The organism is Paenibacillus sp. M2 (assembly GCF_046713495.1).
Classification (GTDB): Bacteria; Bacillota; Bacilli; order Paenibacillales; family Paenibacillaceae; genus Paenibacillus; species Paenibacillus amylolyticus_B.
In genome coordinates this window covers 4,081,957-4,094,554 of record NZ_CP169648.1, presented here as the reverse complement: position 1 = coordinate 4,094,554, position 12,598 = coordinate 4,081,957, and the positions used below count along the sequence as shown (strand labels likewise).

General features: G+C 44.6%; 10 protein-coding genes. 7 read left to right on the top strand and 3 right to left on the bottom strand.

Features of this window, described 5'->3' with window-relative positions:
• Window positions 1-15: 15 nt before the first annotated feature.
• Together ACETMN_RS18345 and ACETMN_RS18340 are read right to left on the bottom strand one after the other, a co-directional pair.
• Window positions 16-780, bottom strand: coding sequence for an HAD family hydrolase (locus tag ACETMN_RS18345; RefSeq protein WP_411734859.1), 765 nt, complete (start codon window positions 778-780; stop codon window positions 16-18).
• A gap of 49 nt (window positions 781-829) precedes the next feature.
• Window positions 830-1,750: an ArsR/SmtB family transcription factor gene (locus ACETMN_RS18340; protein WP_105599106.1), complete on the bottom strand. Its 921-nt coding sequence runs from the start codon at window positions 1,748-1,750 to the stop codon at window positions 830-832.
• A 207-nt stretch (window positions 1,751-1,957) separates the two neighbouring features.
• On the opposite strand from ACETMN_RS18340, the gene ACETMN_RS18335 reads away from it, so the two are divergent.
• From ACETMN_RS18335 to ACETMN_RS18315, 5 genes are all read left to right on the top strand, one after another.
• Window positions 1,958-3,148, top strand: a complete 1,191-nt coding sequence (locus ACETMN_RS18335) for an MFS transporter (RefSeq protein ID WP_192131099.1) — start codon at window positions 1,958-1,960, stop codon at window positions 3,146-3,148.
• Between the two features lie 83 nt (window positions 3,149-3,231).
• Window positions 3,232-3,957 carry a phosphonate ABC transporter ATP-binding protein gene (locus tag ACETMN_RS18330; RefSeq protein ID WP_091020744.1) on the top strand — a complete coding sequence of 242 codons (726 nt, stop codon included), beginning with the start codon at window positions 3,232-3,234 and terminating at the stop codon, window positions 3,955-3,957.
• A 16-nt stretch (window positions 3,958-3,973) separates the two neighbouring features.
• On the top strand, window positions 3,974-5,299 hold the full coding sequence (locus ACETMN_RS18325) for a hypothetical protein (protein ID WP_192131100.1): 1,326 nt from the start codon (window positions 3,974-3,976) through the stop codon (window positions 5,297-5,299).
• Window positions 5,292-5,990 (top strand): response regulator transcription factor, encoded by a 699-nt coding sequence (locus tag ACETMN_RS18320; protein WP_017688086.1) that lies wholly within the window; start codon window positions 5,292-5,294, stop codon window positions 5,988-5,990. Before ACETMN_RS18325 ends, ACETMN_RS18320 begins: the two co-directional genes overlap by 8 nt.
• A complete protein-coding gene (locus ACETMN_RS18315) occupies window positions 5,987-7,486 on the top strand; it encodes an ATP-binding protein (RefSeq protein ID WP_411734858.1) in 1,500 nt (499 codons plus the stop codon). The genes ACETMN_RS18320 and ACETMN_RS18315 overlap by 4 nt, the downstream gene beginning before the upstream one ends.
• 120 nt (window positions 7,487-7,606) lie before the next feature.
• On the opposite strand, the gene ACETMN_RS18310 is transcribed toward ACETMN_RS18315, so the two are convergent.
• Window positions 7,607-8,833: a glucose-1-phosphate adenylyltransferase gene (locus ACETMN_RS18310; RefSeq protein ID WP_091020747.1), complete on the bottom strand. Its 1,227-nt coding sequence runs from the start codon at window positions 8,831-8,833 to the stop codon at window positions 7,607-7,609.
• Between the two features lie 193 nt (window positions 8,834-9,026).
• Between ACETMN_RS18310 and glgB the strand changes: the two genes are divergently transcribed.
• Window positions 9,027-11,033 carry a 1,4-alpha-glucan branching protein GlgB gene (gene glgB, locus ACETMN_RS18305; RefSeq protein ID WP_091020748.1) on the top strand — a complete coding sequence of 669 codons (2,007 nt, stop codon included), beginning with the start codon at window positions 9,027-9,029 and terminating at the stop codon, window positions 11,031-11,033.
• Complete coding sequence (gene glgA / locus ACETMN_RS18300) at window positions 11,030-12,472, top strand: glycogen synthase GlgA (RefSeq protein ID WP_091020749.1); 1,443 nt, start codon at window positions 11,030-11,032, stop codon at window positions 12,470-12,472. Before glgB ends, glgA begins: the two co-directional genes overlap by 4 nt.
• Window positions 12,473-12,598: the final 126 nt, after the last annotated feature.

Below are 12,598 nucleotides of genomic sequence, written 5' to 3'. Positions count from 1 at the left end.
ACAGTAAAAGGACCCTTATCCAAGGGTCCTTTTTTGTTGCTGCTGTTGTATATTTTCGTGTATGACTTTTGGTACCTCTTCCAGTGCAGTGATGGTATACATCGATGTTTCCGGATTAGGTTGAAGTTCTACGATGTTGTATTGCCATTCATTTGGTTGTTTGATATAAATGCTGTGAATTCCGGCTTTTACCGCAGGCATAATATCTGTACGTAGTGAGTTGCCAATCATCCAAGTTGCACGACGATCAAACGGACCGTTAGACAGAATGCCTTCCAGTGCCTCGACGTTTTTGTGTTGTCGGATATAGATCCGATCATCAAAATAAGCCGAGAGTTTCATCTGATCAATCTTCCGCTGTTGGATCACGGTTTCGCCGCCCGTATATAAGTAGAGGGAATGTCCAGCAGCTTTGAGGTTCTCAAGCGTTTCAACCATATGAGGGTAGGGTTCAACCTCCTGATCGTACACACTCATACCCAATTTACTCAGATAAGACTCTTCTCTGGGAGAGGTTAATCTGGCGAACTTGCTGGAGAAATAACGATAGGTATCAATCAGGGATTGCGGGAAATGATGACTCGCAAAACCAAGCTTGTTCACTCCGGTTACATCGATCTCCAGCTGTTTTTCCCGAATCTCTTGTGTTGTCAGAGAATGTCCATCAAACCACTCTTGCATATTCTCAAAGAATTCTCCCAAAATCAGGTTGAAGTACTTGTTGCAATATACGAGTGTATCATCAAGGTCAAACAAAATATGTTGTTTCATTATTTTCATGATCTAACTCACTCCTTGTAGCCAGTAAATCCACAATGGTTCAACTAAATTAAATGCGAATATAGGATTCCAGGAACATATTCAACTCAGATACGCCATCCGGCCGAATACTGTATTTCTCTTTACGGTTACTTCCGAGCAGATGGGTCCGTAGCAGACCTGCGATGCGAAGCGCCATCACCTGGTCTTTAACCGTGTCTTCGTCTTTACCCAATTCTTCACACATCTCAGCGAGGGATTTGGGTTCATCCGATACGTAACGAAGCAGGCGAAGTCTTTCGGGATCAGCTAGTGCATGGGTAAAACGTAAAAGACATGTTGGTGGCTGGTCTTCATTCTCTTCTGGTGCATCTACGGGATACTGCATAATCATCATACCCTCATAGAAACAGTACATATTAATAGGGCGATTGTGCACCGTTGGAAACAGGATGACTTCGTTCAGTCCAGGCATCGGTTCAACAAGAACGCCCGCTGTAGCATATTCAATAAGAAGTTCAGGTCCCATTTTATCAAGCAAAATGCGTTTTTCTTCGGCATCTTCTTCAAGCCACACACGCTGATCTTCGCTCATATTCTGACAGTAGTTTTCATCCCATAGTCGCAATAATGGGACATAACTGTTCCGAATGCGCGTAGATTCTTCTATTGTAAGAGCCGGCAGAAGAGGAGACACACGTGCAAACAGGTCTTCCGCTGTCATTCCGGCAAGCATGTCCAGGAAATCACGATTCTCCGATGTATCATTTTGATAGGCTGCCCATGCAAACAAAACATCAAAATCATCAAAAGGCCAAGTGGCAGCAGGTGCGAGAGCAGCTCGTACATTGGAACTTAGTTTGCCTTCCACCTCCAGAATCCATTCAGGACCAATATCCAGATGCTGAATCCATTTTTTCGTGACATAAACCAGAAAGCTGTTAAGCATTTCATATATCGGTGAAACATCAATTTTCACATGATAAGCCATATGTTGCAGAATCCTCCCGTCACATCTAAATGTACGCAGCGACTTAACCTCTATTATGGCTTGTTTTGCAGGGCGTTGTCCACTATAATGTTCAAGTCCGGGGCAAAGCCCTGATCTTTGAATAGCAGTTTAAAACCATATGTATACCATACAAAAGTCGTCAGCGATGGCGATTTTTCTTTGTGTGCTCGCAGGAGGAATGAATTCGTGTCATCGATTACTCGTCCCAAACTATCACACTCGACAGCCAACTATCTCATTTTGATTACGGTTATTGTGGTGGCGGGAATAAGTCAGGGGCTTTTACTGCCTGTGCTTTCGATTTTTTTGGAGCAAAAAGGGGTTTCGCCAGGTTTAAACGGATTAAACGCCGCCGCGTTGTACATTGGGTCTTTTGCCATGACTCTCGTTGCGGAACGGTTATTGGGAGCATTAGGGTTCAAAAAGCTGATTGTAGGTGGCCTGATATTAGTCATGGTCCCATTAATACTATTTCCGTATTTTCCAGATATTAAAATATGGTTCATATTGCGTCTGATCGTTGGAATAGGAGACAGCGCACTTCATTATGCGGCTCAGCTCTGGGTGCTACTTGTTACCGCTCCTGAAAAGCGTGGACGCTACATATCACTATATGGCATGTCCTACGGTCTCGGATTCAGTATTGGTCCACTGGGAATTAAGCTGCTTGGCTTTGGTGATGCTGTCCCTTTCTGGGTCTTGTTCATATGTATCGCAGCAGTACTTATACTGGTATTAATGAAGCTTCCGAATACGAAACCGGAAAAAGCAGAGCATGGCCAACTGCCGGAACGTCGCTTCCGTCGAAGTCTGGCATGGGCCTGGTATGCACTTTTACCAGCACTCTTATACGGATATATGGAGGCTGGCATGAATAGTAACTTCCCCGTGTATGGCCTGCGTATTGGGTTCGACACCGATCAGATTTCGTCGTTGCTTCCCTTTATCGGGATTGGAGGTTTGTTCCTTCAATTGCCTTTGGGTATGTTGAGTGACCGATATGGGCGAAAGAAGGTATTAATGTTTGCGGGCATCAGCGGCGGAATCATCTTCATGCTGGTTCCAGTCGCAGGTACGCATTTCTGGTGGACGCTTGTATTGTTAACAATCGCAGGCGGCCTGGTCGGCTCCTTTTTCTCACTGGGCCTGGCCTATGCCGCAGACATTTTGCCTAAAGTGTTGCTGCCTGCAGCCAACGTTGTGGCTTCCTTTCATTTCACGATTGGAAGTATTATTGGACCGAATCTGGGCGGTCAGATGATCAACTGGATTTCACCAGGAAGCATGTTCACATTGCTGGGAATCATGTACCTTCTTTTCGGCGTGGCAGGTATATTATTTCGTCGTAAACCTGAGTTCGAATCTGTGTTAAAATAGAAGCTGGTGTTCGCATGGAAATTGATGTCCATTTCCGAGTACACTAGTGGTAGGGAAAAACATGGACAAGAGGAGACATCGCGATGATCAGAGTAGAGAACTTGAGTAAATCCGTTGGCGTGGACCGCGTTCCCGTTCTACGGGATATTCGATTTGATATGCAACAGGGTGAGATGATAGCTGTAGTTGGCTCAAGCGGTAGTGGTAAAAGCATGTTACTTAAATGTTTGGCCATGATGGAAAAATGGGATTCCGGCCGGTTTACGGTGGATGGTGCTGAGATTTTGAAAGAAGGCTGGTCTGGAAAACGAAAAATCAAACGGGAATGGGCATACTTGGAACAGAATCCAGAATTATTTCCGAGACGTACGGCTCTTAAAAATGTATTAATCGGACGATCGGGTCAGACTCCCGTATGGAGAATGGTAACCGGTATGGTACGTTCCGATGATTATATGGGTGCTATGGATTATCTCGAAGGATTGGGATTACTCGATAAAGCACATCAAATCGCAGAGAAGCTCAGTGGTGGCGAGAAGCAGCGTGTTGCCATTGCAAGAGCACTTGCTCATGGTGCCAAAGTGGTTTTGGCCGACGAACCTGTAATTGGTCTTGACCCTCATACAGCAGATTCGGTGCTGGAAACGCTGCGCAAATTATGTGAAGAAGAACGTGCAACGGTCATTGCAGTATTGCCAATTGAACTTGCTGAGAAACATGCCACACGGATCTGGGGATTGGCAGACGGCAAGATTGCTTTTGATATTCGTGGACGAAGACTGACACAGCAAGAAAAAAACCAGATTTAAACTATTGAAAAGAGTGATGAGATTGTTTAATTCACGGTGGGGACGCTTCATTGCAGCAGGAACTATGGCAATTATGCTTGGTTCTGTTCTGAGCGGATGCACAGTCATAAGTGACCCCAAGGGTTTGATGAGAAAACCAATGATGTCCACCGATAAGGAGAAACTGTACAACGTGGTTCAGGTTAAACTGCCGCCAGAGAGCACGTTGATTCGTCCTAAGGATATGAATAATACCAGCATGATTCGGGTGGAAGACCTGAACGGGGATGGAACTCGGGAAGCGATTGTTTTTTATGAGACACCAAATGAGAATGTGCGAATCCATGGCATGATTTTGGAAGAGCAGGGAGGCACATGGGTTAAAAAACTTACATTTGATGTACCGGGAAATGAGTTGCAATCCTTTAAAGTTTTGGATGTTACGAATGACGGAAATCCAGATATTATTCTTGGTGTAAGTCTGCAGGAGCAGAAAGCCCTGACTGCATATTCCTACAAGGGCGGGGCACTGGAGCAGGTCTTGGGTGGAGTTCCGTATAATCAATATATCATTGATGATGCGCAGGGGAACACGCTGGATTTGAGCGGAGATGGTAAGAGTGATTTTGTTATCATTTCGCTGAACAACAGCGGTTTTGCAACGATTGCGTTATACCAGTACGAAGATGGCAGCTTCAAGGAAGTTGATCGGGTGCAGACCGATTATACCGTTAAAGAAGTTTATAATGCTCTGGGCGGGGAGATCGCCAAAGGACAGATGGGCATTGTACTGGATGCCGAGCTGGATGATCGGAGTTCCTTCTCGCAAATTATGTATGTTAAAGATAACAAGTTAGTCAATGCTTTCAAATCACCGGATCAAACGTATAGAGATGACAAAATTTTAAGCGGTGATGTTGATAATGATGGTATTATTGAGTTTGGACTTAAAGAGACTCCGAAAGGCTGGGAGCATTACGTATTTGACTCTCGGTTGTGGTTTTACACCTATTATCAATGGGATGGCAAAGACAGCAAGAAATTTGTCTCATTCCAATTCCGGGATGATGCTGATTTATTTCATCTAAATCTCAAACCAGAGTGGTACGGTAAGATCACTATTGATACCAAATCGGAAAAGGAAAAATATATTCGATTTAAAATGATTGATACGGACGAAACCGTAGCAGAGATCAAATATTTCACCCTTTCCAAGTGGGAACAGGAGAAGGGTAAAAGCTGGAAGGAAATTATGCGTACCAAAGATCGGGTTATTGCTTCACGGGTAGCACAATCAGAGGCGGGTAAAGATGCACTGAGCAATACTTCTCAGCTGAATAGAAAGGGAGAACTTAATGAGTAAAGTACTTATTCTTGAGGATGAAGAATCCATCCGCAGTTTTATAGTGATTAATTTAAAGAGAAACGGATTCGAAGTGCTTGAAGCGGGTGACGGTCATGAAGCGCTTCGCATACTGCAGACAGTACCGGATATTGATCTGGCTCTGCTGGATGTCATGGTACCAGGTATTGATGGATTCGAGGTGTGTCGACGGATCCGTGAAACCAATGAACGTTTGGGCATCATCTTTTTGACCGCGAAAGTTCAGGAACAGGATAAAGTGTACGCACTCTCCGTTGGTGCAGATGATCACGTTAGCAAGCCTTTCAGCCCAACAGAGTTGATTGCACGTATTCAGTCATTGTTGCGTCGTGTGAACGTGCATCGGGAAACTGCGGCGAAGGTTACGTTCCAGTCTGGGCCATTTTCACTGGACCTTATCTCGAAGCAATTCAAGAAACAGAATGAAGCCATTGAGCTGACTCCAACGGAGTTTTCCCTGATTCAGTTTTTCCTGGAAAAAGAGAATACACCGCTCAGCCGCGATGTATTGTTAGATCATGTATGGGGAAAAGAGTACATGGGTGATCCCAAAATTGTGGATGTCAACATTCGTCGTCTGCGTCAAAAAATTGAGAACAATCCTTCCGAGCCCGAATACCTGCAGACTGTATGGGGTCACGGGTACAAATGGAAGGGCCGGGAGCAATGATTAAAAAAGGCATTACTCGGCAGATCGTACTACATTATTTCTTTGTAGTTTTTCTCGCTCTGCTGTTGGTCGAATTCGTATTTATGTTGGCAGTTCAAAGGTATTATTATGAGAGTATCTACAATACGATTAGTACCCACATTTCTAATTCAAAGGACTTTTTCGAGCCGATCGCTCGTGAGAATACTACGGAGGATGGCAATAATCTGTCCAGACTCCTTGTGAATTTGGCATTGTCCAATACTGAATTGGAAATTTTGGATCTGAACGGGCGCGTATTGGCGAGTTCGACTGCTTTTGAATCTGACCGTGCTGTGTTGCAAACCAGTGATATTATGCAGGCTCTGAATGGGGATATGGGACGCTGGATTGGAAGACAACCAGGTACTGGAGAATCCGTCATGGCCGTTTCACACAAGTTTGATCTGGGCGGCGAAAATACTTATGTTATTCGATATCTGACATCACTCGAAGATGTGAATTCAAAGCTGTTGAATATGGGGCTACTTGCCGCTGCGGTCGGTGTTGGCGTGCTTGCTATAGTGTTGATCATCAGTATTGGTATGGCAAATTCCATTGTACGTCCAATCAACAACATCACCGCAGTATCTGCCCAAATGGCCAGAGGACGGCTGGATGTCAGGGTTAAAGGGAATTATAAGCACGAACTGGGCGAATTGGCATCAACACTTAACTTCATGGCACATGAGATTGTGCGGAGTAATCAGATCAAGGATGATTTTATCTCCTCCATCTCACATGAATTAAGAACACCTTTGACCAGTATCAAAGGCTGGAGCGAGACACTGGATTCAGGCGGTTATGATCCGGAAGAAACCCGTATCGGTATGGGTATTATCTCCAAGGAAACCGAACGACTGATTGGACTTGTTGAAGAGATGCTGGATTTCTCCAAATTGCAGCAGAATCAGATGAAGCTGGTCAAAGGAACCGTCAACATTCGTGAAATTGTACAGGAAACGATGTTGAATGTCTGGGCCAAAGCGGAACAAAAACAGGTCCATCTCAAGTTGGAAACGGACGAGACTCGTGCTTATAATGTCCATGGAGACGGCAACAGACTGAAACAAGTCTTTTTAAACGTTGTGGATAATGCGATCAAATTTTCACATGAGAATTCCTGGATCTTCTTGTCGGTCAAAGAGGAGAATGGTCAGATCATTGCAGCTGTTCAGGACACCGGTATCGGCATCAGTGAGGAACACCTAATTAAAGTGCGGGACCGCTTCTTCCAGGTGAATCATCAGAATGGGGGAACGGGACTGGGGCTTGCGATTACGCAGGAACTGGTAGAACTGCATGAGGGAACCATCACGATGCAGAGTGAACTTGGATCTGGTACAACCGTGACGGTTACATTACCGGCTGTGGCTGAGGAGATGGGTCCAGAAGAATCTGTAACCGCGTCTGGTGATGCTGAAGTCACAGATGAGCGAACAGCAAGCGATACAAAATCGGATCTAGAAAAGTCTTAAGGTTTTAAAAGATAAGCGATTTTTCTACCTGATGATCGAACATGTACACTTTATAACATCCATAACACAAAAAAAGGCGAGCCATCTGAGGCTCGCCTTTTACATATTATGTTTACTTCATTATGAAGAAAGTTCACCAGTGCGCAGGCGTCCACTTTTTTCATATACTTCTTTCAACATACGAACAGGTTGTGTACGGACTGCAGGTTTGGCAGAGATGATCTCGTTAGGTCCAACGACTACAATTTCATCCGCCGTACCTTTAACGATTGCACCGTCCTTGATTATTGCACCTTCACCGATGATGGCACGTTCGATGTGAACCCCACGGCCTATGCGTGCGTTAGGCATAACAACACTGTCTTTAACCTCAGAGCCTTTACCCACTTCTGCGCCGCAGAAGATAACGGAACGTTCTGAACGACCTTCGATTGCACAAGAGTCGTGAATCATGGAAGCAACATGTTCGATCTTTGTATGTCTTGCTTTGTAAGCACTTGGTTTGGAGCGCCAGTCGCGAGTAAACATCGGCCAGTTTTCTTTTTGCAGACTCCAGTCTTCCTCGTTGTGTAACAGATCCATATGTGCATCCCATAGGCTCTTAACCGTACCTACGTCTTTCCAATAACCATTAAAGTTATAGACAAAGAGGGGATTATTTTCGTTCAACATTTGAGGAATGACATCTTTACCGAAGTCATGGCTGGATTCAGGGTTAGCGGCATCTTCCATGAGATGGCGTTTCAGATAATCCCATTTGAACATGTAAATGCCCATTGAAGCCAGATTACTTTTTGGTTCAGCCGGTTTCTCGGCAAACTCGGTTACACGCAAATCAGCATCGGCAGCCATGATCCCAAAGCGATGTGCTTCATCCCATGGAACTTCCATAACTGAAATCGTTGCTGCGGCATTATTGGCTTGATGAGCCTCCAACATATCACGATAATTCATATGATAAATATGGTCACCCGACAAAATTAGAACATTTTCGGGGTTTTGTTGATCAATATAGTCGATATTTTTATAAATAGCATCCGCCGTTCCCAAGTATTCGTCATTTCCTGTATGATAAGATGGAAGCAAGGAGATTCCTGCCTCACTTGAGTTACCGTGTCCCCATGGTTCTCCTCCACCGATATGATCGTGTAAAGATTCCGCCTGGTACTGCGTCAATACTCCTACAGTATCGATCCCTGAGTTTACGCAGTTACTGAGAGGAAAATCGATGATCCGGTAGTGCCCGCCAAACGGTACAGCGGGTTTTGCGATACTTGAGGTTAAAGGGGCTAATCGCTTCCCTTCTCCTCCCGCCAACAGCATAGCGATGCAATCTTTATTAAACATAATCGTTTCCCTCCCAAAATATTGTGCATTGTAGTACATCATTAACGCAAAGTAGAGCAGATGAAACGATTGTTACTGTAAAAATTCTGAAAATGTACAACATTTTCTAATTCACCGCATTTTTCTTTTCAACTTGGCTAGACTGGGGTAATGGTTACTGTTATATCTATTTTCTTGAGAAGAAGGTGATCTCTTGGCCATTCAACCGTTAGCACACCCGGACATATTGCCGGAGCATATTTATTTATTTCATGAAGGTAACCTTCATCACAGTTATCGAATGTTGGGCGCGCAGCCTGAGACTTGCGATGGCCTTCAGGGGTATCGCTTTACCGTGTGGGCACCAAATGCCGTAGAAGTAGGACTGGCTCTGGACCGTAATGAATGGAAAGGCGAAAAGGAACCTTTATATAAGATACCCGAATCAGGATTTTGGAGTCGTTTTTTTCCGGAAATCAGCGAAGGAACTTTATACAAGTTCCGTATATTAACGGAAGATGGAACAGAATTGCTCAAAGCGGACCCATATGCGTTTCAAGCAGAGGTTCGACCTCAGACAGCCTCTGTCACCAGTTCGATCGAAGGGTACAAATGGAATGATGGAGCCTGGAGACGCAAACAACGTGCCATGTACAACAAACCTCTACATATTTACGAAATGCACATGGGAACCTGGAAGCGCAAAGAAGACGGAAGCCTCTATAGTTATCGAGAGATGGCTGATTTGCTTGTTCCTTACTTATTAGAAATGAAATATACACATGTTGAAATGATGCCCCTCAGTGAGCATCCATATGACCTTTCGTGGGGCTACCAAAACACAGGGTTTTATGCGCCGACTAGTCGTTATGGGCATCCAAAAGATCTGATGTATCTGGTGGATACACTACATCAGGCTGGGATTGGCGTATTGCTTGATTGGGTACCTGCACATTTTGCCAAAGACGCTCATGGGTTGCGTATGTTTGATGGTACGCCTTTGTATGAGTATGCAGATCCGATGTTAGCAGAGAAGCCAGGCTGGGGTACACTTAGCTTTGACTATTCGAAACCTGAGATTCGTTCATTTCTGATCTCCAATGCATTATATTGGATGGAGATGTATCATTTTGACGGACTCCGTGTTGATGCGGTTACGAGTATGCTTCGGCTTGATTTTGAGAAGCAGCCAGGACAATATCGTACCAATGATGAAGGTGGTCTTGAGAACAAGGAAGCTGTAGCCTTTTTGCAGCAGCTGAATGAGACAGTGTTCAAGTATTTCCCTTATGCATTGATGATGGCTGAAGAATCCAGTGCATGGCCAATGGTGACTTTACCTGTAGATGAAGGTGGTCTGGGCTTTAACTACAAATGGAACATGGGCTGGATGAACGATACGCTTGATTACATGGAATCTGATTTTCATGAGCGTCCTTCCAAACATCATTTGCTGACTTTCCCGGTCGTATACTCCTTTGCTGAAAATTATGTGCTACCTCTGTCACATGACGAGGTTGTTCATGGCAAAAAGTCGCTCCTCGACAAGATGCCAGGAACTTATGAGCAGAAATTTGCCGGCATGCGTGCTTTTCTGGGCTATTTTATGACTTTCCCAGGGAAAAAGCTGTTGTTTATGGGTGGAGACTTTGGCCAGTTCATCGAATGGAAAGATGAGGATCAACTGGATTGGTTCTTGCTGGATTATGACAGTCACCGCAATTTGCATAAGTTTGAGCGTGAGCTGTCTAACCTGTACTTGAGTGAAAAAGCTTTGTGGGAGCTTGATCATTCCTTGGACGGTTATGAATGGATCACTCCGGATGATCAGGACCAGAGTGTCATTTCATACGTACGCAAAGGAAAAAAACCTGCGGATACACTCCTTGTGCTCATTAACTTTCAGCCGGTCAAGCGGGAGCGTTACCGGATTGGTGTCATGCGTCCCGGTATGTATACCGAAGTACTGAACAGTGACCATTACGTTTACGGCGGTTCAGGCATTACTAATGATATGCAACTGCCTACCGAAAAGATTCCTTTTCATGGGCATCCGCATAGTCTCGAATTGGTATTGCCTCCGCTTAGCATCGTGATTCTAAAAAAGAACACACGTCGGAAAACGGATGAATCACCTGCGAGCATAACTTCCGTCAGTTCAAAAACGAAGAATAAAAATGAAAGCAACACGCTCAAACCGAAGAGGAGGACAAAGGCATGAATATTCTATTTGCTGCTGCTGAAGTACATCCATTTATCAAAACAGGAGGCCTTGCTGACGTAATCGGTGCTCTCCCGTTTGCATTGAAGAAGAACGGGGCAGATGTGCGGGTGATTATGCCTAAGTACAAGGGTATTCCCGATGAATATAAAGACGCATTACAGCCCGTAATTACAACGGATGTGCCTCTTGGCTGGCGCAGACCCTATTGTGGAATAGAAATGCTGGTTCATGATGGGATTCCAGTATATTTTGTGGATAATGAGTATTATTTTGGGCGTGATGGAGTGTACGGTTATATGGATGATGGCGAGCGTTTCGCCTTCTTCAACCGTGCAGTTCTCGAAGTGTTGCCACAGATTGAGTTCAAGCCTGACGTGTTGCACAGTCATGACTGGCATGCAGGAATGATTCCTTTGGTGCTTGAAGCCCATTACAGACATGATTCATTCTACAGTGATATTCGTACGGTATTCACCATACATAACTTGTTGTACCAAGGGGTATTCCCGCATGAGTTATTCAGTGATATCCTTGAACTGGACGATCGATATTTCACCGTGGATGGAGCCGAATATTACGGTAACGTCAATTTCTTGAAAGCAGGAATTGTGTATGCTGACCATGTGACAACCGTAAGCCCAACATACGCACAGGAAGTGCAAACGTCTTATTATGGTTACGGACTGGACGGACTGCTCAGTTCGCTTGGAGATCGTTTCAGCGGGATTGTGAACGGGATTGATACCAAGAGTTACAACCCGGCAACGGACACCAAAATTCCAGTGAAATACAGAACAAGTCTGTCCAAGAAAACGGAGAACAAAATTGAGCTGCAAAAGGAACTTGGACTTCCTGTTCGCCCTGATGTACCACTCATGGTGATGGTTACAAGGCTCGTGGACTCTAAAGGACTTGATCTGGTCTGCCGCATCCTGGATGAATTGCTGTACTATGATGACATTCAATTCGCGGTACTGGGAACAGGAGAGCCGATGTATGAACACTGGTTCCGTGAAGCCGCTAATCGTTATCCGCTCAAAATGTCTGCCCAGATCACTTTTAACGATGGGTTATCCCGCCGTTTCTATGCAGGCAGTGATATCTTCCTGATGCCATCGAGGTTCGAACCATGTGGTATTAGTCAGCTACTGGCTCTGCGATATGGTAGTGTGCCTCTCGTAAGGGAAACAGGCGGTCTGAACGATACTGTGCAGGCATACAATGAGTTTACTGGAGAAGGGAATGGTTTCTCATTCACAAGCTTTAACGCACATGACATGATGAGTACCATTCGGCGTGCTGAGGAGATCTACAAACAGCCAGAACACTGGAAGAAAATCGTGAAAAATGCAATGGGCGGAGAATACAGCTGGAACGTCTCAGCTGAAGAATATATGGACATTTATCGTCGGATCACACTTGACCCTGTAAATTGATGTAGTTTTGAATGAGTCACAGCATTCCTGCTGTGGCTTTTTTTAATTAAAAAAACAAAACACTTCCAAAGTTCAGATTGAAGTATCATCTGAGACGGTGGAAGTGTTTTTCTTTTTTTAAGATGA